Source organism: Parabacteroides massiliensis, from assembly GCF_900155425.1.
In the GTDB taxonomy this organism is placed as follows: Bacteria; Bacteroidota; Bacteroidia; order Bacteroidales; family Tannerellaceae; genus Parabacteroides; species Parabacteroides massiliensis.
On the sequence record NZ_LT700190.1, the window covers coordinates 726,595 to 752,073 of the forward strand.

Below are 25,479 nucleotides of genomic sequence, written 5' to 3' on the forward strand. Positions count from 1 at the left end.
TTTGGAAACCATGATGACAGATACTCCTTAGCGAAGGTATGTATCTCCTTGATGTTGAAGTATCTCTGGCAGTACCCGCAGAACAGATAGATGGTAAGAACCTCCTCATCCGTAAACTCAGGATTGGAATTGTTACTGAATCTCTGGCAGTGGAAACGCAGAGAAGACTTATGGACATCACAGATATACATATACAAACCTATTAGTATTAACTTTTTCTCCTTGGGAATCATAATTAGAAAAATGAGTGGTTTTATTCTTCTAATTTACTGATTTTCAAGGAGATTACAAAATAAAATAATGAGATAATTAACTGAATTACAAACTTTTAAATCAAGAATCTGAAGATGTTTTCAACTGCTGATTCGCATAATTTATAAATAAAAACACAATTGATTCACATTTCCTGATTGAAATCAGGATCTGCAAATATATATAAAGTTGCTATAAAACAAAAAAATCAACGGCTAATCAAGAATATTCCTGATATAACCGTTGATCTCATTTAGTCGTATATGCTTCTGTCAGAAGCGGAAATATAATTTCCCCCAGACATTGTTTTCCGGTCCGTTTCCTTTGGCACGATGCGGTTGAGATTGAGGGCCGAAATCTTCCGCTTTTCCGAATTTGGTTCCGACAGCCGGAATTGCATTCATGAAAGAGATGTTTCCTTTTGGATAGTCGACAATCGTGTGGTTTCGTTTCGGGTCGTATTGTTTTTGTACGGCCGGAGTAAAGAGATGCAAGGTGATGTCTTCTTTTCCGCTGTAGACCTCGAACGGAGTGGGGCAATCGAGCTTCATTCCGTAGAATAAAAATAGTATCCCTTGAATTCCGGATAGTCCCAGCTTTCACCGGTGATAGTGTTGTTATACTTCTTTTCCCAGATATCCAACGAGCCGCCTTTCATACGGTTGTTGTATACACGGTATGGCCCGTTGGCGAGCAAAGTGGCTCCGGCGATCTCCTTTTCCGGGAAATCGAATGTGATACCCGCCATTTTGACCATATCTTGGGGACGGTAATTGTAATCCAGTTCTACGATGCCGGAAGGGAGCATGGCCCAGGTGAATGTATAGACTGTGTTTTTCCCGTTCCGGGACGTATAGGTGGCAATCAGTTGAGGCTTTTCTCCCGCTTGCTTATATTCTACTGATTTACAAATAAGATCTTGGTCGGATATCAACACCGGCCCGTTGTTCAGCGGGATTGCTTTGCCATTGGAAGTGACTGACCGAAGCAGGCCGTTCTGTTTGTCGAACGACACCTCCGTGCCGGCGGCCGAAAAATTCCAGCTATCGGTATTTTCTTTTACTGCCGGTGCGCTGCCATCTTGTGGCAGCAGGCGGTTGGCGAGACGGTCGGGTGTGCCGATCTCGTAGCTCCAGGTAAACAACTCCTGGTTGTAACGATCTTTTACTGTGACATATAGAAAGTCGTAGTCCTGCCATCCTGAAGGAAGTTCAAGTTGCAAATACCCTCTTTCTCCCGGGTTTATATCAGGGGAAGCGATCTTGCCGGAAACCGATTGTATGACCTTTTCTTGAAGCGAGTTGATTTTAGCCAGCCGGTATGTGTAGCTACAAGCGTTTGCATTTGTGAACGCATATCTGTTTTCTATTTCGAAACGGCCGTCCCATCCCGGTGTGAGAAAGCGTTCCGGCAGATGGATCGGCGACCATATTTCTTTGATTGTAAAGAAGCTGCCTTCTTTTTCGCGATATGGCCCTACGATACCGTCAGCTCCGTGATCCTTGTCGGTGTCGTGGAATCCGTTTTTATCTTCGCGGACAACAGCCTGGTCCGCAAAGTCCCAAAGGAACATTCCGGCTGAAAGCGGATTGGAGAGCATTAGGTTCCAATAGTCGTCGAGTCCGGCTCCGTGTCCTCCGTCGTATAATCCGTGCAGGATTTCTGTCGGCATGAAGATATCCCTTCCGTGAAACATATTGCCGATGCCGGAATTATATTTGATATAATGTACCGTATTGATATTTCCCGATAACGCCCAAGGATGTAGGACAGCCCGCTTTTGCGGGTCGTATTGTGGAAACAGTGGGTCGAGGTCGAAATTGAAACCACCCTCATTCCCGTTTGCCCAGAAAATGATAGACGGACGGTTGAGATCCCGTTTCAGCATTTCCCCGACCAGGATGGTTCCGACTTCCGTATCATAAGGCGGATATTGCCAAGCGCACAGTTCGTCGATCACATACATTCCCAATGAGTCGCAAACTTCCAGAAAATGTTTGTCGGGCGGGTAGTGTGACATGCGAACCGCATTCATGTTCATTTCTTTCATCAGCTTGACGTCATTGATGCTAAGCTGCTTGTTTGTCGTCCGTCCTGTAGTGGGCCAGTGGGAATGGCGGTTCACCCCTTTAAAACGAATTCTCACGCCGTTGATATAGACACCGTCTTTCGGCTTCACTTCGATCGTACGAAATCCGATCCGGTCGGTTACGGTATGCAGGACTTTGTCTTTCTGCCGGAGGGTGATTATGGCGGTGTACAGTTGTGGATCTTCGGCAGACCAGGGTTTGATATTGTTAATCTTGCCTGAAAGAGATATTTTGCCCGTTTTTTCGTTTATGGGAGCCGAAATGATTTTTCCCATCGTCTGATCCTGTGCATCTTTGATCTCTATTTCCGCATTTATGCCGGAAAGTTTCTTGTCTATGAATATGTCAGCATTCAGTTCGCCATGCTGCCGGGCGTCGATCGCCGTATATTCGATGAAGTTATCAGGAACAGCTTCGAGGTAGACCGGGCGGAAGATGCCTCCGAACACCCAGAAGTCACATTGCCGTTCCGCTTCGTTGATGCTGGCATTGGACGACATCTTATTGACCTTGACCTCCAAAAGGTTTTCCTTGTTCATGTGGACCAGTTTGGTTATCTCCCGCTTGAACCGGTAGAAGGCTCCCTGATGGGGATCACCTGCCTGTTTCCCGTTTACCTTAATCTCCGTATCGGTCATGGAACCTTCGAAAACGATGAAGATACGTTTCCCTTTCCATGCCACCGGTACTTCGAATGTCGTTTTATACAATCCGGCTTCGTCGGCTTTCGGCTTGTCATGTCCGTAATTGAAGGTCCCGTATCCCTCCATTTCCCAGCAGGAAGGAACCTTTATCTTATTCCATTTCCCGCTTTTCCTGCCACCGGTACAGAAAAAGTCCCATTCGACCGCATCGTCCGAGCCTTGCCCCGACAGATATTTTACATCAGTGGTCTGCCCGCTTGCTAACAGGCTGCCTAATAAAAATAAAAAAGCATAAAAACATTTCATCATATAGTAAGAATTAAAAGGTTTTCTGATAAATAAGGATGATAAATGATGATTTATGGGTGCGCAATAAAATAAATGTGTCCTGTAGGAACGGGGTTCTACTCCGCCCAATAAAAATAACGTTCGCCTTGTTCGGATTCAATGGGCAGAGCAGAGCCCTGCCCCTACAAACGACAATTATTTTGTATGGCAATGTCATCCATATTTTTATACCGATAAATCATCATTTATAGAAATTACCACAGTGGATGCTGTTTCAGATTCGGATTTTTATCCGTTTCATCCTGAGGCAAAGGTAATGAATAATATTTATCATCCACAGCCCTGCCCAAGCGTTCAGCCATGCAATGTTGCCGTTTCATATCGAACAAAGAATGCCCTTCGGCATAGTATCTTTTCTGAAACTGGATTTGGGAGGTATTATCTTTACTGTTACGGTGTGAAATACCCCCAAAAGTGTGGGTGAAAAACTTTTGGGGGTACTTTATTATAGGATTAATATTTTTCAATGAACATCTTTATTCATTAATTGAGCCCAAATATTTCCGGGATAGAGCTGAATAGCTTGATTAAAATTATTCTTTGCTGCAGACGAATTATTTTGCAGTAAATGTATCAGGCCGGAATAATAGAAAACATTGCTTTGTTGTATGTTTTGGTTGGCTTCACCGAATTTAGCATATGAATCCATTAAGTTTTGCTGCATGCGTTCCAGAGTTTTTTGCATATTACTTAGAACTGCATCAGCTTCTTCTGTTTTGTTTAGTTTCCTAAGTGATTTTATTTTGTAGTAATTCAGATCTGCCAGGTCATTTCTGCAATATGTTTCAGCAGATTTTTCAAAACATTCCAAGGCCTTGTCTGTTTGTTTCAATGCTTCATATGCAATGCCAGATAAGTAATAAACCTTAGCTTCATAACTACTCCGGGATGACGGGGCTACTTCTAAATTGGTTGGATATTGATTTGCCAGATTAAATTCCCGGATTGCGTCTTTATACTGTTTTCTTTTCAGTAACTGTATTCCTTTTAACATATGTGAATCGACGTAGATATCGTGTACCTGTCCGCCTCCTTCCCATAAATGGAAATGCCTGTCCGTCATTATTTTTATAGCTTTATCATATTTTGCTTCGGCATTGTAGAGTGTGAGTAATCGCATCACGGAATCATCATGTTTCATGACGGTTTCCAGATGAAATTCCAGCCTTTTTAGCCGTTGGGTTGCCGGGATATTCGCCTGCTCGTATATTTTATCCGATTCTGTCAGTAATAACGGATCATTAGGGTTGGCCTTGATTGCTCTATCATAATATTTCATGGACTTTTCCCAATCATTCAGATATCCATATCCAAAGCCAACGTTACGTGCTGCAATAGCAAAGGAGGGATCAGCCTCTGTTGCGTGTAACCAATGTTCGAGACCATTCTCTTTCTGTCCTAAATAATAGAGTAAGTTGCCTAAATGATAGTGTAGGAATGCATTGTCCGGTCTTTCCTGTAAGAGAGTTTTGAAAAGAGCAATTTCTTCGACCCGGAAAGGATAGTTATTTAACGGTGATAGCGATCCTGCTTTATCTAAACAATTCTGAAACTCTATCTGATTGTTGTTTTTCAATAAGTTATATGCCTTGTAATAATAAAGTAAAGGATAAGAAGCATAAGGCTCACCTAAAGAAATGGCACTGCTCAGTAATGTTAATGCGTCTTCTGTAGCTCCGATAGTCATGTAGTTATTCACTACTTCCAGTAACTCCTGTATGGCTATGATCCCTTTGCTGTTATGATTCGTTCCGGTTTTCAGGAAAGAAGCATCTTGTGAAGTGGATAAGCAGGCTTCGGCAGCACTCCAATAATCAAGTGGATCAATCTGCCGGATATAAAGAATCGTTTCTTGTGCTTCTTCTTTCCTGCCCAGCATGCGGAGGATATATGCTTTGAGTGTAAGCGCCTGTAAATCGCGTCCTCCAACGTAAAGTGATTGGATAATCATGTCCATCGCCTGTTTGTAATCCTTCTCTTTCACAGCTAAGACTGCTAACTCATAGAAAGAACGATGTTTGAAGTCGGGGGTCCAAGTCGCGGACCAATATGCATCTATTGCCTTATCGATATTTCCTGTCATCTGATATAAATATCCCAGATAATAGAGTGCTTCCGTGTTCTTTACCGTTGTATAATCATGTGACAAACGAGCCTGAGCACGTAGCAGATGTTGTTCTGCGAGTTCCCACTTCCCTTGACGGATATAATGTTTCCCCACTTCGATATTTATGCGGGCATCCATCGAGTCACGTGAAAGAGCTTCGTTATAGAAATCCATATAATCCAGACGGGCATTGTTGAACTGATCAATGCGGAGACCGGCTAAGTAAAGTTCTTCGTTTGTCTTATATTCATTGACAGGTTTGGTTCCATCAATGATTTTAGGTAACGTTTTTTCTTCCTGCACAATTGGACGGTAATCGACTAACAGGTTACCTTGGGCATCGTAGAGTGCTGTATAAAGTGCCGAAGGATCTGACAAATCGGGAATGGATACCTGATCGAGGAAGTATTTGTCAGGATCGATGTTGATTCGCTTATCCATTACGATCTGGTTTTTATATAGTACGACAACACGGGCGTTTTCGTACAATGTTGTTGTACAATAACCTACACGGTAGTTATTGCCTTCGATTGATTCAAAGTTTACCGCAGCGTCATCTGTCGCATTCTTTACTCCTTTGATACCTTTTATCGGATACCATATCTGTCTGAATTCGCGGATTTCGCCTGGGTTTATCCAACTGTAATCCGGTTGATTGTCCGAGTAACCGCCTACCATGAGCTCTAAGTAATGTCCGTCATTGTCGGATAGTATTTTGTTCCACATTTCGCCGTTCGTGTTGTTCCCCCACAAGAAAAATTTCTTTCCAGGTACGACATGGCGGTTAGCAACGTGTACTGTTCCTGCATCTTTCCCATAGTCGTAGCCGGCGAGGAATGACATTTTGCTTCCCCATGTAAAAATGGAACGGGAGTTTTCCGTAAAGTTTTTCCACCAAGATAAATCGGTGTTTTCTCCACTGCCAAGATTTGCTTCTCCGATGGGCCAATTTGTGAAATAGACTTTATGATGATCGGCTCCGAATTGGACATCAGGAGGAAATATCACTTGATATTGATCGTTGCAATGGACAGACACATTTGCCCAGTACAACATTGATTGAATCATTGGAGTTGGATTGATCACTTTGATCTTTGCTTCCACCCAGGAACGGTTGGGATATACAGATACGCCTATTGACCATTTTAGACGGTGGCGTAATTCAGTCTCTCCTATCCAAATTGTTTTGCTTCCATCTTCATTCTCTTTCATAGTCCAGTTGATAGGCATATAACTACTGGCACGATGATGGTCGGGGATATTCCATTCAACACCACCAGAAAGCCATGCTCCCAACATGCCGATCAAAGCAGGTTTTACCCCTGTCTGGGTGTAGAAGAAAGGATAGTCATTGGTTTTGTCAGAAGCGGCAAAGATACGACCTCCTATTTCTGGAAGAATAGCAATGTTGACATACTGATTGTCCAGTCGGAGTACATTGTAGTCCTGCTCGACTTTCTTTTCCGTTAAGACATCGTAGAGCGGGTAAGGATAGATATATCCTTCTGCTCCTTGATAGACACGGCCGGTAAAGAAGATAGGATTGATTTCAGGAGCTCCGATCTGGTAAGTCGGAATTTTTTCTGTTACGGACTTCATGCGGACCTCTTGCCCCAAAAGAGGAGTTGCACATAACAATAACACTGGTAGAAGTTTTAAATCCATGATATCACAACTTTGATTTATTATTAAGCACATTGAGAATAGACTGATTTTGAGAGAGCCGGGGACTGTCCGAGATCATTTCAGGACAGTCCCCGACAAGGTTTAGGTATTGAAAACAGACATTTGACTAATACCTTGATTTGAAAGATAGCTTCATCGAGTCAGGTTTGAATTCAGTTGGGTGTCGGATGCCGGATATGGCAGATAAATAGATTTTTCACCCTGCCAGGTAAGTGATGCCGGCAATTCAACCTTCTCTTTCCGTATGATACCTGGAGCGACTTCGATAGCTGCATTGGCTTTACGTTCGTTGAATGTTTTTTCAAGTAGTTCCATTCGCATCTGATCATCACGACGGGTTACCAAAGCAACAAAGTAACCGGCAACTTCCCAACCATGTTCTTTCAAGACTACGTTAGCAAAAGCTTCTCCACTCATACCTGTTTGTAGCGGTTCTAAACCTGCACGTTCACGTACTTGGTTGATACATTCATAAGCCATCGCGTTCGGTGTGCCATCGGCACGTGCTTGTGCTTCGGCGTACCAAAGTAATACTTCCGAATAGCGAATCAGGCGATGACGATGATCATTAGTCATCAGGGATGTGTTGGCCGGTTTTGTATAATCGTAATCTCCTCCGTCTTCACTGATGGTAAATGTACAGAACATTGGTTGTTGTTCAGGAATACTTTCGTCCCACCAATCCAATAATTTGCCTCCTTCTTTGTTTCCTTCCAGAATCTTTGGGTTATAAGTCGCATCTTTTCTTGGACCGGCCGGGAATTCTTTCCAAAATTTGATTTCACCCAATGCATCGCCCCATCCGGTAAGTGATTCGAATAGATGACTATTCGTCATCTGTGAATCTTCGGACCATGTTCCGACTGCACTGGAAAAATTGATACCGACTACCGTTTCGTTTGTATAATTATGACTCGGAGCATATACGTATTTGTATTCCGGTTCCAAAATATATTCATACGTTCCGCTATTTACGCCATCAATAACCGCTTTCGCTTGTTCTGCTGCCGATGCATAATATTGTGTCTGTTTTAAAGGCCAACCTGCCATAGCCATATAAACGGCAGCCAATGTCGCTTGGGCAGCCTGTTTGGTAATGAAGATATTGGCTCCCTGATATTTCTGGGGAGGTTTGGAGTAGTCGGTTGGAAGTGTAGCGACACATTCTTGTAAGTCTTTGACAACCTGGTTGTAAACATCTTGTATGCTGGCTAAAGGACGTTCGTAGTTAACTTCGGTGTCCAGAATCAGAGGAACGGCTCCCCAACGACGGACTAACCAGAAATAATGTACTGCACGCCAATACTTGGCCTGGCCTAATGCGATATTTATTTCTTCTTGTGTTGTAGGTGTTTTAGCCCCATTCTCTATAATATAATTAGCGGCCTTGATCACAACGTAAGAGGTAGACCATGCTGCTTCTACTCCTTTATTGGCATCCGAACCTCGGAATGCATCAACTTCTGCGTAAGCCTGTTTATTACTGCCAGGATTAGCCGTTATGTCGTCGCCTAACCAAGATGGGATCGTTGGATTGGTATTGGTCTGTGTTAGACAGACATTCTTATACAAGGCATAGGTTGCCATTGTCAATTCATCCTGTGTAGAGAAAAAAGTTCCCGGCGTCAGTTTGCCTTTAGGATCTTCATCGAGAAAATCATTGCATGAGCTTGATAACAATGCTATGCTTAAGATATATAATATATATTTCGCTTTCATGATTATTATTCTTTATTTAATATTAGAAATTCATACGAACTCCGAAAGTATACGAACGAGTCAACGGATAAGCTCCAAGGTCAATACCGTCATTTACATCCACACTGCCTGTACCTGTATCTACAAAAGAAATACCGGCCGGATCCATCCCTTTATAATTGGTTATGGTGAATAAGTTCTGACAGCTGAATGTAAAACGGAGATCTGCAAATTTGGAGACAGCTTTTGGCAGATTGTATGATAAGCTGATATTGTCCAGACGGAAATAATTCGCTGATTCCAAATATTTGGTAGAGGTTGCCGCTGCCTGATAATTATTGCCTTTTACATTTACGGAAGGATAACGCGCTGACTGCCCTTTTGTATCGAAATTATCATTCAAATACTCTTTTAGTGTGATGAAGGCAAAATCACCTGTCATGGATGTACCGGTATAACGTACCATATTGAAACGTTCTGCTCCGAACGAACCGGTAAAGAATACGTTCAAATCCCAGTTTTTCCAATGCAAACTGTTGTTCCATCCCAAAGTGAAATCAGGAGAGGCTTTACCTATAAAGGTACGGTCTTTACTATCGATTATGCCATTTTTATCCCGATCGACAAACGAATCATTACCTGCCGCATCCAATCCTGTCCATTCATAGCCATAGAATGCTCCGATCGGTTGCCCTACAGCTATACGGGTAACACCGTCTGTTGAAAACATGCCGCTAGCAATATTCGCTCCTTGGATAAAGTCCAAACCGGCCAGATCTTTTATTTCATTCTTTAGGTAAGTTCCGTTAAAGTTTGTACTCCAACTAAAATCCGAACCATCGAAAATGATTGCATTGATAGAAAAATCAATACCTCGGTTACTGATCTCTGCAGCATTCACCCAGTAAGAACCGCCACCGTCATAATTTGGAATTGTTCGTTTTAACAGACCATCCTTTGTGCGTTTGTCAAAATAGTCTAACGAGATGTTTAATCGGCGATTTAAAATGGAAAAATCCAAACCCAAGTCGAATTGGTGGGTAGTTTCCCATGACAGATTCGGGGTTGCAACGGTTTGTCCGACCCAATATCCTGTATAATAGGCATTGCCTCCGAAGGCATACATGGCTTGAGTCATTAAGCCTAATGTTTCGTATGGGTCGATAGCCTGGCTTCCGATTAAACCGTAGCTGGCGCGGATTTTGAGGTCTTGTATGAAATTCTGGTGTTGCATAAAGTCTTCATTACCCATTGACCAGGCAGCAGCAATTGAAGGGAACCAACCCCATTTATTATCGAAAAACTTAGAAGAACCGTCAGCACGGATCGTTCCGGTCAACATATAACGATCTTTGTAGTTATACATTACACGCCCTACGCCGGACATCAGAGCCCATTTGGAATAATTGTTTTGCGCATTACGTGTGGAGGCCATTTCAACGTTCCACCATCCTACGCTCTCGGTCATCAGATTATTCCCGGTGATGTTCATATAGCGGTATTCTGATTGTGTAGCTTCGTAAACGGCTGTTGCTGTCAAAGCATGGTCACCCCATTTCCCGCTATATGTCAGGTTATTTGTTGTTTGCAATGTCATGCGATACGCATCATTGTTTCCCATGCTGCTTGAACTGGATACCTTTGTGGTAGCGAAAGAGTAATTTTTTACATCGTTATAATCGATACCATTACTGGTAGTAAACGTCAAACCGGGTAGAATGTTGAATTTCAGATCGATATGAGCATTAACAATATCTCTCATAGATTCTCCAATTTGTTCATTGAGCAAGCCGACCGGATTCAATTGTGTGATAGCACTATATGGGTCACGCATGTATGTCCCGTTGTCATTCATGATCCCGAGTACGGGTGCATAATTCATAGCTATGTTGACAATATTGCTTTTTGCTGCACTGAAATCTGCACTTTTCTTCACATTGTGAGAGACATTTACGTCGGCAGTCATGTGTAGCCAGTCTGTCAGCTGTGAGGTGATATTTGCGCGTGCCTGGTAACGTTTGTTCGTGTTTTCTTTGACAACACCTTCCTGTCCGACATAGTTGCCTGAAACAATATACTGTATTTTGTCGCTACCACCGGAAAGAGTCAGTTTGTAATCCTGGGTTATGCCGTTTTGAAAGATTTCATCCAACCAGTTCGTTCCGGCTGTTCCGTTCTGGAAAGCGGATAACTGTTCCTGAGAGAATGTCTCTTTCCGATATGTATTATATAATGTGGCAAACTCATGCGGATTGAGTGTCTCGTAACGTTTGGCTACGGTACCGACGCCAATCTGTGCATCGAACATGATTTGACGGACATTTGCTTTTCCTGTTTTTGTCGTGATCAGAACGACACCGTTTGCTCCGCGAGAACCGTAGATGGCTGTAGAAGAGGCATCCTTTAAGATTTGCATGGACTGAATGTCTTCAGGATTTAAACCGGTCAGGCCGCTTTCACGAACAATGCCGTCGATTACATACAAAGGATCGTTGCTACGGTTGATAGAACCGGAACCGCGGACACGGATTTTTGCAGTTCCACCAGGTACACCACTACTTTGTACCTGAACGCCCGACACTCGGCCTTGCAAAGCATCTGATACTTGTGTGATCGGTTGATCTTTGAAGGCTTTATTATCCAAAACGGCCACAGAACCTGCTAAGTCGGCTTTTCGAACTGTACCGTAACCGACAACTACAACTTCATCGAGTGATTGACTGTCTTCTTTCAGCATGATGTTATAGAAAGACTGGTTATTGATTGTAATTTCCTGTGGAAGATAACCTATGTAGGAAATTTGCAGAATAGCATTTGCCGGAACATTTTCCAGTGTAAACTTTCCATCCAGGTCACTGATTGTTCCGTTAGTAGTCCCTTTGATAACGATGTTGGCGCCGGTAACCGGTCCTAAGTTATCTCTTACAGTACCAGAAATTGTACGGGTGTCTTTCTGGTTTGTTTCAGTGTTTATAGGTGTTCCTTTTTGGGAAATGATTATCTGACGATCAGATATGGAGTAATTATTTTCCGTGCCGGAAAATAATTGACTGAGGATAGTCTCTATTTTCTGATTTTTTACATTAATAGAGACTTTGCGGTTCAGGTCAACTGATTTATCTAAGTAAAAGAAGATGAATTCACTGCTGTTTTCTATTTCGTTAATAACTTCTTTAAGAGTCTTATTTTCGTAGTTCATGGAGAAAGATGCCTCTTGAGAATATATCCCTGAAGCGAAACATGATCCTACAGTAAAGAATGCAAAAAGCATAAAAAATTTCATGGTGCGTATTAATCTTTTGGATTGGTTTTTCCTTTGAGGAAACCTGGTGTTCTCATTCATATTGTGTAACGATTTAAGTTTGTAATACGGTTTGATACATGTAACTTATTTGTGAGGGAAAATTTTTGAAATTTTGTTCCTCTGAAATCTAAGGTCCCATAATGTTTTGAGTTTTAATGTTTAATAATAAAAATTTGATCGTCTATTTTCTCTACTTTGATCGGGGCTGCATTTTGAAGAGCATTGAGTACTTTCTCCGGGTTCTCCTTCAGATCCAGTTTCCCGCTACAAGTGAGTTCATGGATTTTTTCGTCCCAATGGATTTTGATTCCATAGTATTTGCAAAGTTTCTCCAGTACAATATCTAACTTCTGGTGATTGAACTGATAATATCCGTCTTTCCATGCAACATAATCTTGTGTATTTACTTGATGTACAGATTTTTCGTTGTTTTTGTTGTTGTATAGGAACAATTGATTGGGGTTTAATGTGCTTTTTCTTTCCCCTTTTGTTTCTATTTCAACTTTTCCTTCTACCAGAACAACATGACTGTTTGCTTCGTTATCGTAGGCCGAGACACCAAACTGAGTTCCAAGGTCTCTGATTTCCATTTTTCTGGTTTTTACGATAAAAGGTCTTTTTGTATCGTGCACAATGTCCAGATAAATTTCTCCTTCTATAAATATCTCCCGGCTGTCGACGGTAAATTGGGCGGGATAGATCACTCTTGATCCTGCATTCACCCAAATTTGACTCCCATCTGTAAATGTAATGGAGGAACGTTTTCCTATCGGAACAATTAATTGGTTGAAAGTTTGAATTTTATCATCTTTTCTTTCTTCTTTTTTTGTGATTGTTTTTTCTGAATTTATGTTGATGTTGCCTTCCTTTGTATATTCCAATTGGATGTCTTTCCCTTCAATAGAAATCTTTTTTTCTTTTGAAAGAACCAACTGGACGTTTTCCGAAGGATTGTCGGTCTGTGGAATAGTACTAATCATTGCTTCATAATTAATCACTTGTTTCTGATTATATAAAGTATGCCAGCCATAAGTAAGGATTATCAGTAAGGATGCAGCGATAGAAACCGCTATTTTTAAGAAACGGTTCTTCTTTTTGTGTTTATCGTATAGTGCATTGGTAATCTGTATGCGTTTCCATAATTCTTTTTCTTCGTCCACCAGAAGAATAGGATTATTAGATATTCTTTTTATGTCTTTTAGGAAAAGACGGGCAGATTCGATTTCTCCGGCAAGAACGCTGTCTGCTTGCTGAAGTTGATTCCAGAACTTTCGATCTTTCTCTGTCGGATATAGTTCCGATAACAGGAAATAATCGTCGTTCAGTAACTCGTCTGCTTTATATTTTGTATAATCTTTTCCCATTTGCTTAAAGGGCTTTTATAGATAAAGAGACGTTGTTGCCAGTTTTATACTCACTAAAAAGAATTTATTTTAAAAAAAGAGGAAAATCATGTTGTTCCGAAAAAATGATCGAATCGTTAATCGTTACAGAAAGGAACAGCGAACAATGTTTCCTATAAAATTCCGTGAAGGAGTTTTGTTGATATAGGTTTGGATGGTCGGATGAATATATTGAACACTATATAAATTTGTAACGAACCATTGCTGAAAGGTAAAGTTGCAAAAGGAATAATCCGGTAGAACTATAATTTTGTTTGATTTTTTTCAACGATCGTTGTATTAGATTTTGTGCCGACTGATAATTTATATCCATTAGTATACAGATCTCTTCCATGCTCATTTCTTGAATGAACCGATAATATATGATCTCTTTTTGACGGGGAGTTAGTATGGAAAGTATCTCTTTGATTTTCTTTTGTTGATTATTGTATTGTTCATTATTGACAAACTCTTCTTCCACTGTCGGTTCGAGTGAGAATGGAACTTGTTCCATCGTATTCCTTTCGTAAATAGATTCTTTATAAAGAGTACGCAGGAGGCTGTTTTTTGTGGCAACGAAGAGATACACTTTTATATTATCTGGCGTGGCCAGACGTTCCCTGTTTTTATATAATCCGGTAAAAACATCCTGGATGCAGTCTTTTATAAGCTCTGTATCGGAGGTAAAACGATGCCCGTAACGGAACAGCATTTGTATGTAGACTTTGTATAGCCAACAATAAGCATCGTTATCACCAGCTAAAAACTGGCTCCATTTTATTTTACTCTCATCTTCCTGCATAATCTTGCGGTGTGTGCACAAATATAAGATTTTTATCAAAATAACGGAAGTTTACTGCAACTTCGTTCTGTGTTTATTTTATTTGAACAGTCCGGCCCTTTCTTTTAGTTTCTCTTGTTTTTCAGAAATATATCATATCTGGGGTGATGAAGGAATATGATTTAAGATTATCAAAATGTCACTACTACCCCTTCCAAATCGGATTAGTACCCCATGTTTTGGGAATTACACTACCGGGTAATATTTTTTAACCTTTCATAAAGTACAGATTTATCCGAATAAAGATAATAAAATGACATTTGTCCAAAATTCTGTTGTCATGCTTGAATCGAAATAAAATCTGTATTAGTCTGATATATAGCTACTATATATCGCTTTTTAGCAGGTTTGAGGCCATTAAGTTCCCGTAAACTTACGATATTCAAAAATAATTGCCTACAATTTGCTATGTAAAAAATGGCGATAAGCATCCTTCTTTTAAAAACAGGCTTTATAAAATCGCATTATCATAATTGACGTAATACTCATTTTTTTGCCATTTGTAGCAAAATATATCCAATTTAGTCACATTGTTCTACGAATAATATCTATCTTTGTAAACGCATGGATAGAATGAATATAACATGGAGCGTAAATTATTAAACCGAATTAAAGTCGTTCTTGCAGAAAAAGACAAGAACAACAAGTGGCTTTCTGAACAACTGGATAAAGATCCTGCTATAATCTCCAAATGGGTTACAAACACAACGCAACCTAATGTGGAGACTTTAATCCAGATATCCAAAGTATTGGGTGTAACTGTGGATGATTTGTTGAGAACTGAATAATAGAGTTATGGGAGTGGTCAAATTATATAAGTCTCTTGATTTTAACGGTGGATTGATGATGTTATATTATAGTAACCATGATTGGTTGTTCCGAAGTAGAAGTGCAATATAAGGATATTGTAGAGAAGCCTGATTATTTCAGGGATGCAAAAGATTTTTTCCACTATCAATTATCTACAAAGTCAAAGGCTTGGGGGCATGAACAAGAAGTCAGGTTATTTATTTTAGACACTTATCCCACATATATGGCATTATTGCCGGGGCAAAATGATGATAAAGGGCCGATTGATTGGAAAGAAGTTCGTGCATTCCCAAAAATTGGAGGAGAGTGTTTCGAGTCAGTCTATTTAGAAATAAATATGGCAACAGATGAGAAATCAAAAATAATAGGCATTGCACGAAAACTGAATCCTGACATTAAGATTTACCAAATGGGAATTGATGCAAATGCTTTTAAATTGAATACAAACATAGTAAAATGGCTAAGAAACAGAATAAAACGGTAAAGGAAGAGACCCTTGAAACGATACTTTTCAATTGTCGTAACAGTCTGCGTGGGCGTGCAGCCATGACAGACAAGCGCGACTTGTTGTTGACCCTTGTATTCCTGAAATTCATAGGAGAACGGTTCAAACAGCAAAAGGAGAAAATCTGGCATGAAATAGTAGAAGTGCAGGGCATTGATGATAAAACTTTCATTGAGCTGCAACTTTCACGTCCCAACCAGTATATGCAGGACGGAGTGTTTTTCCTGACAGATGAAACATTCTGGGACAAACTGATTCTCACATCGCCTACCGGCATGGCTATCGCTTTCGATACGGCTATAAAAACTTTGGATGACAACGAACCTAAATTGAAGAATGCTCTTCCGCAGCAGATTTTCACGAAAACGGCCCTTGAACCGGGAGTTCTGAAAAGCGTAGTAGATGAAATAAACAAGATAGACCCACAAAAATTCAATGACCACGATCTTATAGGACGTGTATATGAGTATTTTTTGCAGGCTTTTTCCATCAACGCAGACAAAGAGGAAGGGGAATTTTACACTCCGCATTCTATTGTAGAGCTTATCGCCTCTCTTATTGAACCTTTTGACGGAACGGTATATGACCCTTGTTGCGGTTCCGGAGGTATGTTTGTCCAAGCTGCAAAGTTCATAGAGGCTCACGGCGGAAACACTAAAGCTGTCAATGTCTATGGGCAGGAGTCTGAGCCGGCAACCTATCGACTTGCAAAGATGAACCTGGCTATCCGAGGCATCTCTTACCATTTAGGTGATAAAGCCGTGTCCACATTCTCCGATGACCAGCACAAGGAACTTAAGTTTGATTATATCATGGCGAATCCGCCGTTCAATTTGAAGAAATATGCCGAATACGGAGGTTTTGAAACCGATCCTCGCTGGCAAGGTTATGGAGTGCCTCCTACCAGCAATGCCAACTATGCGTGGATTCTTCATATTCTTAACAAATTGAATGTCAGTCGTGGAATAGCGGGCTTCCTACTTGCTAATGGTGCTTTGGATGACAGCGATACGCAGGAAATACGTAAACAGTTAATCGAAAGCGACAAAGTGGAGGCTATTATCGTTTTGCCACGAAACATGTTCTATTCTACCGATATATCCGTCACTCTTTGGATATTGAACAACAACAAAAAAGGCGGGCCGTGGCATGGAAGGCAACTTCGCAATCGTACAGGTGAGATTTTGTTCATTGACTTGCGGACTTGGAATAGCAACATATACGAAAAGAAATATGTCCGTTTGTCAGAAACGGCAATAGACAGAGTGCGTCAAATATACTTCAACTGGCAAACTGAGAATTTTGTCGAGTATGCAGAGCCGGAATTATACTATGCAGCACATCGTGACGAAATTCAAGAAAAGGGATATTCTCTTGTTCCATCCAGATACATTGAATTTATAGACCGTGATACGGAAATAGACTATAAGTCTGCCCTTTCAAAAATGAGTTGTAAATTTGATGAATTGAAGAAAAGATGGGATGCAAACGAAACGGAACTTATAAACGCTTTCAAAGTTTTAGGTTATGGAGAAGAATAAGCTGCAACATGTGACAACTGATAAACTGATTTCTGATATTCGGAGTATTATCGAGCAAGGCCGTCAACAGGCATACGCGGCAGCCAATCAGATTGCGGTACTTACTTATTGGCACATTGGACGGCGAATAGTGGAGGAGGAACAGCATGGAGAAGTCCGTGCGCAATATGGCACCCGGCTGATTAAAACTTTGTCAGAGCAATTAGTTCCTAAATACGGCAGTACATTCAGCAAGCGCAACTTAGACTATTTTCGTCAATTTTATTTGTGCTTCAGCGACTTGGAGATTGTGAACACGCGTGTTCACAATCTGTCATGGTCACATTTCCGCTCGATTATACAGGTTGCTGATCCTAAGGCCAGAGAATGGTATGTAAAAGAGGCTTCGGAACAGATGTGGAGTGTGAGAACACTCAACCGAAACATCGGCACACAATACTATGGTCGCCGTATGGCTTGCGTAAGGGAGGGGTTAGCATTGCCTGCTCCAGATGTCGAAGCAAATGATCCACTGGAATATATAAAAAGCCCGGTGGTTGCCGAGTTTTTAGGTTTTCGCAAGGATTGCAAATATGACGAGAGCCAGTTGGAGCAAGCCTTAATAGATCATCTGCAACAATTTATCATGGAATTGGGACGTGGATTTGCTTTTGTCGATAGGCAGAAACACATTTCAACGGACACAGGTGATTTTTACATCGACCTTGTATTCTATAACATCAAGCTCAAACGCTACGTGTTGTTGGAACTTAAAACACACCCTCTTACACATGCAGACGTGGGGCAGTTGGATATGTATGTTAGGATGTACGATGACCTTGTAAAAGACGATAGTGATAATCCCACAATAGGCATACTGCTTTGCACCGAGACCGATAAGGTCTTGGCAAAATACTCCGTACTTAACGGTAGCGAGCAACTTTTTGCCGCCAAATATATGGCTTATATGCCGACGGAGGAAGAACTGCGCCGGGAGATAGAGCAGCAAAAACGTTTCTTCTTGGAACAACACGGAATGGAGGAGTGATAGGATGGCTGGTAATGTAAAATGGGTTAGGTTGGGAGATTATATCGAACAGTGTGATGAAAGGAATACAGCAGGTAATAATTATCCGGTAATAGGTATAAATCGAGACAAAATATTTATGCCAACAGTCGCAAATTTGGATGGAGTTGATATTGCTAAGTATAAAGTTATCACAAAAGGAATGTTTGTGTTTAGTGGTATGCAGACAGGACGTGACATCTGTATTCGTATAGGATTATACGGCGATGAACAACCGGCTTTAATTTCTCCGGCATATACAACTTTTATCATCAATGATGAAAAGGAAGTCCTGCCTGAATATTTTTTCATGTATTTTAATCGTGCCGAAAGCGATCGTTATGGCTGGTTCATTAGTGATTCCAGTGTTCGAGCTAACTTGGACTGGCCACGCTTCCTCGACATTGAGATTCCGTTACCATCTCCTACCGAACAGCAGAAAGTTGTAAATGCTTGGAAAGCATTCCGGGAAATCAAAGAACAAAACGAGACTAAGGCTGCTCCGCTTATGCAGGTCTGCCAAAGCTATATTCAGGAATTGAAGCAAAAATATCCATTGCAGGAAATCGGACCGTACATTGAAGAATATGATGAAAGGAATTCTGATGAAATATATTGTCTTGATGATGTAAGAGGTATTAGCATAGAAAAGAAGATTATAGACACAAAAGCAAATATGGATGGGGTCAAATTAACTCCATATAAGATTTTTAAGACAAATACTTTTTGCTATGTAACAATAACATCTCGTAATGGAGAAAAAATTACATTGGCATTAAACAACAATAATAACAATCACATTGTATCATCATCATATATAACGTTTGACATTAATAAAAAGGAAAAGATTCTACCGAAATTCTTATATCTATGGTTCTGTCGTCCTGAATTTGACCGTTACGCCCGTTTTAACTCATGGGGAAGTGCGCGTGAAGCATTCTCCTTTGAAGATATGAAACGTTGCAAAATACCTCTTCCTCCAATTGACGTTCAACGTGCAATCGTCAATATATACAAATGTGCAAACGAAGCAAAGCAAATAGCAGAAGAAGCTGACAGGCTTTCTCGTGAAGTGTGTCCGGCACTGATTCAACATGTCATACATTCTTAAATAACAGCGATTATGGCAAATAAAGGGAAATATTACGAAAGCCAGTTCGAGGAGGCTACTATTGAGCTTCTTCATGAATCGCATTGGCAATATGCATTTGGTGATGACATTCACAGGAAATATACCGACCCACTCATTGAAGAGGACTTAAGGAATTTTCTCGCCGTTCAATACAAAGACAAGAATTTGACCACCTCCGAGATGGACAGTATCGTCGCTAACCTGCGCAATACTGGCGGACAGAATGACTATTATGCTCTTCGGAATGCTTTTTTGCTCTATCGTGACGGTTATGATTTTGCATATAGCGATGGTCGGGATAATCCGTTTCGTTTGGAATACATTGACTTCGAGCATCCCGACCATAATATTTTCCGTTGTGTCAATCAGTTTGTCATGGAGCAAGGCCGTGAGAATCGTCGTCCGGATATCCTGCTTTTCATAAACGGCATACCCGTTTGTATCATCGAACTGAAAAATCCGACTAATCAGAATGCAACTATACGTGATGCACATACGCAGATTTGTACGCGCTACATGAGGGATATACCGTCTCTGTTGAAATATTGCGCTTTGGCGGTAATCAGTGACGGGGCAAAGAATGCTTTGGGTTCTACCTATACGCCATTCGAATTTTTCTATGAATGGAAGAAGATAAATAATGAAGGCAAAGCCGGAAAAGGTCTTGACACACTTCGTACACTCATTCGTGGGGCCTTGTCACCGGAACGTATATTGGAGATATTGCGAGATTATGTCTATTTCCCTGATCCGACAAAGGAAGACGACACGACCGAAATTGTATGCCGATACCCGCAGTTTTTTGCCACCCGCAAACTGCGGGACAATATCCTTGACCATTTGCGTTCTGTCGGAGGTGATGGAAAAGGCGGTACATATTTCGGAGCTACAGGATGCGGAAAAACCTATACAATGCTTTTCCTTGCCCGTCAATTAGTTCTACGCTGTAAGAAACAACTGGGCAGTCCGACTATCCTTGTCATAGTAGACAGGGAGGATTTGGAGACACAAACCGGAAAACTATTCCGTCGCTCGAAACAGTATCTTGAGGACGAAGCTGTAAAGGTATTTGAGACAAGGAAAGAACTTGCTGAAGAGATGCGTATGCGTAAAACAGGAGGAGTCTATATCACCACTATCCAGAAATTTGCAGAAACGACAGGATTACTGACAGATCGTTCCAATGTCATCTGTTTGAGTGATGAAGCTCATCGTTCCCAAAATAATATCGGATCGAAACTCTCCATACAAACCGAAGGGGATACTGATAAGATAGGTGCGAAAATCACATACGGTTTTGCCAAGTATCTACGAGATGCATTACCGAATGCTACTTATGTCGGTTTTACCGGAACCCCTATTGACGAAACCATACATGTGTTTGGTAAGGTGGTAGATCAATATACGATGAAGGAATCAGAAGAGGACGAAATAACCGTTCCAATCAAATATGATCCTCGGTTGGCTCGTGTGTTTCTCAATAAAGAACAGGCAGATAAAGTAGAAGAGTATTATCGTCTGTGTGCAGACGAAGGGGCAACACCAGAGGATATAGCAAAGAGCAAGGTGGCCATGTCCAGTATGGAGGTGATTATTGGTGATGAAGATGTCCTGAGTCGTGTCGCCAAAGACATTATCGAAGATTACAAACGCCGTACAGAAACGACCGACCGTCTGCAAAAGGCCATGATTACCTGTGCAGACCGCAAAATAGCATTCCGACTGTATAAAATTATGCGGAAGTTGCAGCCTGACTGGTTTGAGAAGAGGAAAGCATTGAACGAATTTATATTGACTGCAGACGAAAAGGAAAAACTCAGTGACATCGCTTTTGTCAATATGGTCATGACACGTGACAAAGATGATGAAAAGGAACTTTACAATCTGCTTGGCGATAAGGAATATCGTAAGTTTCTCGATGCAGAGTTTAAATCAGAAAAATCGAATTTTCATATCTCCATCAATGTAGATATGTGGATTACGGGATTTGATGTGCCTTGTCTTACGATGCTTTATAATGACAAACCGCTATCGAAACATACGCTTATTCAGACTATTTCGCGTGTAAACCGTAAATTCGGTACAAAAGAGTGTGGTTTTATCATCGACTATATAGGCATTCGGGAGGAGATGAAGAAAGCCATGAAAAAATACGGTAGCGAAGTCGGACCTCAGGAGGATTTAGAAGTTGCACATGAAGTATTACAAAACGAATTGCAACTATTGCAAGAGAAATTGTCCGGACTGGTCTTTGACCGTTTCTTTGGGAATAATGACCTTGCCCGGCTTCAGTTCATTCAAGAAGCGGCTGAATATATCCTTGCCAACAGTGTGGAACGGAAAGGAGAGGTGTCCTTCCTTAAACTTTTCAGGGAACATGTCAAACGCCTGCGCTCTGCCTATAATATCTGTAATCCTGCCGGCATTCTGACAGAAGATGAAGTCGTATGGAGCCAATGTTTCATGGGCGTCTGCTCATATGTGAATAAAATGACCGCTACAGAACATGACACAGAAAGCATGAATCGGCATGTAGAACAGTTGGTTCAAGAAGCAATCCTAGTCTGCGGAGTAGAACGGGTAATGAATGAAGGTATTGAAGAAAATATTTTCAGCGATTCATTTTCTAAAGAGGTGGATGAAATAAAGATGCCATTCACCAAGTTCCAGATTCTCTGCAAACTTGTCGCTAAAGCCATCAAAACATACAGCCGGACAAATAAGATACAGGCCGAGCATTTCCAAAAGATGCTTGAAGATACCATAGATGCCTATAACACGCGGAACAAGCTGACATTTACCAACGAAGTGACACAGAACGTAGTGAATGATGTATGCGACATCGTTTCATATAAAATCAATGGACTCTCGAACAAGTTGATGAGTATACTGAAAGACCTAAAAGCTGATAGTGAAAAATTCAAAGTTTTGGGTATCACTTTCGAGGAGAAAGCATTTTTTGATGTTCTTGTCGAAGTTCGTGACAAACACAGCTTTGAATATGCGGATGATCGCTGCATTGAATTGGCTAAGAAAATAAAAGCTCTGATAGACGACACTGCCATCTATGCCGACTGGCTGAACAACGATAATCTCAAAAGTAAACTTGCTAGCCAGCTCACATATCTCCTCTACAAAGAAGGCTATCCTCCTCAGTGGGACGAAGAAGTCTTCCAGAAAGTTTTGGAACAGGTGGAGAATTATAAAAAATATGAATAATAACCGGTTGGCGGAACGGATATTTGGGGCGATGGAGAAAATATCAATTCTACACAAACAAATACACGTCCTAAAGAATATGCGGCACCGGAAGCCGGTGGTTGGTATGAGGCGAATCCGACTCCGCAAATCATGGATTATTTTTTTACAGGAAAAAGACAAAGACGGCAATTTTGATTATCGTGCCCGTACTTCGGTCGCTTGGGACTGGGAAGGATGTACATATTATCTGAAACCGTTTAGATAAAGGTTTGCTGCGGACAGATGGAACACGTATTGGATATTGAAATACCAGAATTGGAATACGCAGGAATCAGAACCTTCACCTCCTATGTCCTGTATCAATGAACGTGCTGTCCGTTATGCTGATGTGATATTGTTGCTTGCAGAATCTTATCTGCGTGGCAAACAGGACTTGCCGATTGCTATCAGTTACTCAGTTTTTAACTGACATATTGCCGTTAAGGTAGATCAAAGCAAACCTCTTACGGGAAGGTGGTATACAGGTCCCGGTATTTACCTGCATGTTTATTTATCCATATATATTTTAAGGAGTGGTGGTTGAAGGATATGACTGATTTTATCAAGCGGGATAGGAGCCACCCGTCTGTGATTATGTGGAGCCAATGGTTCATATGCTTCCTCATTGGACGCATTTGGGAAAAGAGGGGGAAAGAATTCCGGTTGTTATTTATACGAACTGTGATTCGGTGGAATTGTTTTTAATGATGTATCTTTGGAAAGTAAATAATTTGATAATACAGGCTTTATGAAAATTCTCTCATTGCTATCTTTGTGTATGTTTTTTACACTAAACCTTTATGCACGCAGTTTGGATAAGGTGTTTCAACTCTTGCCTCAGCCTCAATCTGTTGAGGTGCTTGCGGGGAAGGGATTTATGTATGATGAGTTGACGTTTGTTTCGGTTGCACCCGGTACTCCGGTTCCGGTGTTGGGAGCGTTGACGGATGTTCTTCCTCGTAGCGGACGTGCAGGTAAAGGATTGTTCCTGCAGCTGTCCGGGCAGAACGTTCCCGATTCGCCCGAAGGATATGTTTTGGAGGTGAACGGCAAGGGGGTGACGGTGACGGCACGCACGGAAGCCGGCCTTTTCTATGGTTGCCAGACACTGGAGCAACTGTTGGAAGACAGCCGCGATTTCGGACGGGAGATCCCGCAGATGAAGATAACCGATTATCCGGCTATCGCCTATCGCGCCGTCCATCTCGATACGAAGCATCATCTGGACCGGATGGAATATTATTACCGGATGGTCGACCGGCTGGCACGCTATAAGATGAATGTTATTATCTGGGAACTGGAAGACAAGCTGCGTTTTACGCGCCGTCCGGAAGTCGCTGCCCCGAATGCGATCAGCAAGCAGGAGATGCAGGCGCTCTGCCGGTATGCGAAAGAACGGAATGTAGAGATCAGTCCGCTTGTACAGGGACTCGGCCATGCCGGTTTTATCCTGAAGCATCATTGGGAACTGCGGGAGAATCCGGCAAGCGATTGGGAGTTCTGCCCGTCTGATCCGCGTACATACGAAGTTCAGTTCGATCTTTATCTGGATGCGCTCGAAGCGATGCCTTACGGGAAATATCTGCATGTCGGAGGAGACGAGATCACGGCGATCGGTGTTGATGAACGTTGCAAGGCGACCGGCAAAACGGCTTTCGAATTGCAGATGATCTGGTTGAAGAAAGTCTGTCAGTTTGCTGTAGATCATGGTCGCGTTCCCATCTTTTGGGATGATATGCCGTTGAAATATGCCGGGATATGGGAACTTGTGCTAAGCGATAAATCCGAAGAGGAGGTTGCGAAAGCCTGGAACACCGACAAGCTGGATAAGGCGGTCGATCTGTTTCCGAAAGAATGCGTGTATATGCGTTGGAAATATGAAGATGCGACAGCGCCTGCCCATCAGCGTCTTTTGAAATGGTATCATGATAAAGGGCTGAAGGTGATGGGAGCGACTGCTGCTGCGGCCGGAGATTCGCCTTTCATGCCGCGCCGGAATTCCCGTTCGGAATATGTGAAAGGATTCAACAGGCTGGTTGCCGAAAACCATCTGGAAGGGATATTGGCGACATCCTGGGATGACGGTTCACCGCATCTGGAAACGGTTTGGCGGGGCTTTATCGCCCAAGGCGAGTTCGGTTGGAACCCGTCGGCACGGGATATAGAGGCGTTCAAACAGGCACATGCGCAGCGTGAATATGGTTTTCGTCCGGAAGATAACCGGATGGCGTTTTTGGATGAATTGGAAAAGGCTGTCTTTTTCTTTGACGGTGCGCTGGTGACTTCCGGACGCCGTAATCCGGCGTGGGGCACGACAGCTTTCACATTGATGGAGTTGCCGGATAAGGCGAAGCCGGGAGCATGGAGCGAATCGTATAAAGATAAAATAGCACAGGCAAGGATTGAGGCCGGACGTTACGAGAAGATTACTGAAGGAATCAAGACTGCAAAGGCTAAAGCTTTGCGCAATCGCTATACGTTGCAGGTCTATGAGCAGACGAACAATCTGCAAAACTATCCGGTACGCCTGATTCTGGCTCTGAATGCCTACGACACGGCGAAAGACGAGGCGGCTCAGAAAATTGCTTTGTCAGAAGTAGCCGAGGTCTGCGATTACTTCGATGCCATGCGGGCTAATCTGGAGTCGGTTTATTCTGAAACTCGTTTCATGCAGCAGCCTGAAGGGTTCGTTTCTGATCTGAACCATCATAATCATTTGTCTTCCAAGACGTACAATAGCGATTGGTGGTATTATTACGAGATCCCGATGGTCCGGAAAGTACGGGCTTGGATGAAGTAACTTTTTTCGGAGGTTTTGGGGTATGCCTCCTTTGAATGATAAATTGTAAATTTC

Annotated in this window: 17 protein-coding genes; 9 read left to right on the forward strand and 8 right to left on the reverse strand. The window is 41.9% G+C overall.

All coding sequences use genetic code 11. The features are described from left to right. Nucleotides 1–524: 524 nt before the first annotated feature. The 8 genes from BQ9893_RS22120 to BQ9893_RS10425 form a co-directional block, all read right to left on the reverse strand. The gene (locus tag BQ9893_RS22120) at nucleotides 525–803 is read right to left on the reverse strand and encodes a hypothetical protein (RefSeq protein WP_244155104.1); all 279 of its coding nucleotides are present in this window, start codon (nucleotides 801–803) and stop codon (nucleotides 525–527) included. Then, a complete protein-coding gene (locus BQ9893_RS10395; protein WP_244155105.1) occupies nucleotides 800–3,295 on the reverse strand; it encodes a glycoside hydrolase family 2 TIM barrel-domain containing protein in 2,496 nt (831 codons plus the stop codon). The genes BQ9893_RS22120 and BQ9893_RS10395 overlap by 4 nt, the downstream gene beginning before the upstream one ends. Before the next feature lie 233 nt (nucleotides 3,296–3,528). After that, nucleotides 3,529–3,801: a RagB/SusD family nutrient uptake outer membrane protein gene (locus tag BQ9893_RS10400; RefSeq protein ID WP_075965961.1), complete on the reverse strand. Its 273-nt coding sequence runs from the start codon at nucleotides 3,799–3,801 to the stop codon at nucleotides 3,529–3,531. Further along, nucleotides 3,798–7,106 carry a DUF5107 domain-containing protein gene (locus BQ9893_RS10405; protein WP_075965962.1) on the reverse strand — a complete coding sequence of 1,103 codons (3,309 nt, stop codon included), beginning with the start codon at nucleotides 7,104–7,106 and terminating at the stop codon, nucleotides 3,798–3,800. The genes BQ9893_RS10400 and BQ9893_RS10405 overlap by 4 nt, the downstream gene beginning before the upstream one ends. Nucleotides 7,107–7,259: 153 nt before the next feature. Continuing rightward, the gene (locus BQ9893_RS10410; RefSeq protein WP_075965963.1) at nucleotides 7,260–8,846 is read right to left on the reverse strand and encodes a RagB/SusD family nutrient uptake outer membrane protein; all 1,587 of its coding nucleotides are present in this window, start codon (nucleotides 8,844–8,846) and stop codon (nucleotides 7,260–7,262) included. 22 nt (nucleotides 8,847–8,868) lie between these two features. Next, nucleotides 8,869–12,168, reverse strand: coding sequence for a TonB-dependent receptor (locus BQ9893_RS10415; protein ID WP_075965964.1), 3,300 nt, complete (start codon nucleotides 12,166–12,168; stop codon nucleotides 8,869–8,871). Nucleotides 12,169–12,281: 113 nt separating this feature from the next. Next, nucleotides 12,282–13,493 carry a FecR family protein gene (locus BQ9893_RS10420; RefSeq protein ID WP_075965965.1) on the reverse strand — a complete coding sequence of 404 codons (1,212 nt, stop codon included), beginning with the start codon at nucleotides 13,491–13,493 and terminating at the stop codon, nucleotides 12,282–12,284. Nucleotides 13,494–13,710: 217 nt separating this feature from the next. After that, entirely contained in the window at nucleotides 13,711–14,313 is a 603-nt protein-coding gene (locus tag BQ9893_RS10425) for an RNA polymerase sigma factor (protein WP_075965966.1), read from the reverse strand. A gap of 623 nt (nucleotides 14,314–14,936) precedes the next feature. Between BQ9893_RS10425 and BQ9893_RS10430 the strand changes: the two genes are divergently transcribed. The 9 genes from BQ9893_RS10430 (at nucleotide 14,937) to BQ9893_RS10465 (ending at nucleotide 25,425) form a co-directional block, all read left to right on the forward strand. Next, complete coding sequence (locus BQ9893_RS10430) at nucleotides 14,937–15,140, forward strand: helix-turn-helix transcriptional regulator (protein ID WP_075965967.1); 204 nt, start codon at nucleotides 14,937–14,939, stop codon at nucleotides 15,138–15,140. A 77-nt stretch (nucleotides 15,141–15,217) separates the two neighbouring features. Then, nucleotides 15,218–15,646 (forward strand): hypothetical protein, encoded by a 429-nt coding sequence (locus BQ9893_RS10435; protein WP_075965968.1) that lies wholly within the window; start codon nucleotides 15,218–15,220, stop codon nucleotides 15,644–15,646. Further along, on the forward strand, nucleotides 15,619–17,208 hold the full coding sequence (locus tag BQ9893_RS10440; RefSeq protein WP_075965969.1) for a class I SAM-dependent DNA methyltransferase: 1,590 nt from the start codon (nucleotides 15,619–15,621) through the stop codon (nucleotides 17,206–17,208). The genes BQ9893_RS10435 and BQ9893_RS10440 overlap by 28 nt, the downstream gene beginning before the upstream one ends. Continuing rightward, nucleotides 17,195–18,235 (forward strand): PDDEXK nuclease domain-containing protein, encoded by a 1,041-nt coding sequence (locus tag BQ9893_RS10445; protein ID WP_075965970.1) that lies wholly within the window; start codon nucleotides 17,195–17,197, stop codon nucleotides 18,233–18,235. The genes BQ9893_RS10440 and BQ9893_RS10445 overlap by 14 nt, the downstream gene beginning before the upstream one ends. Before the next feature lie 4 nt (nucleotides 18,236–18,239). Beyond that, a complete protein-coding gene (locus tag BQ9893_RS10450; protein WP_075965971.1) occupies nucleotides 18,240–19,364 on the forward strand; it encodes a restriction endonuclease subunit S in 1,125 nt (374 codons plus the stop codon). 12 nt (nucleotides 19,365–19,376) lie between these two features. After that, nucleotides 19,377–22,604: a type I restriction endonuclease subunit R gene (locus BQ9893_RS10455; RefSeq protein WP_075965972.1), complete on the forward strand. Its 3,228-nt coding sequence runs from the start codon at nucleotides 19,377–19,379 to the stop codon at nucleotides 22,602–22,604. Nucleotides 22,605–22,887: 283 nt separating this feature from the next. After that, a complete protein-coding gene (locus tag BQ9893_RS22530) occupies nucleotides 22,888–23,055 on the forward strand; it encodes a hypothetical protein (protein WP_374046529.1) in 168 nt (55 codons plus the stop codon). A gap of 184 nt (nucleotides 23,056–23,239) precedes the next feature. After that, nucleotides 23,240–23,377, forward strand: a complete 138-nt coding sequence (locus tag BQ9893_RS22535) for a DUF4982 domain-containing protein (RefSeq protein ID WP_374046531.1) — start codon at nucleotides 23,240–23,242, stop codon at nucleotides 23,375–23,377. Between the two features lie 26 nt (nucleotides 23,378–23,403). Further along, a complete protein-coding gene (locus BQ9893_RS10465; RefSeq protein WP_394333236.1) occupies nucleotides 23,404–25,425 on the forward strand; it encodes a beta-N-acetylhexosaminidase in 2,022 nt (673 codons plus the stop codon). The last annotated feature ends 54 nt before the right edge of the window (nucleotides 25,426–25,479 follow it).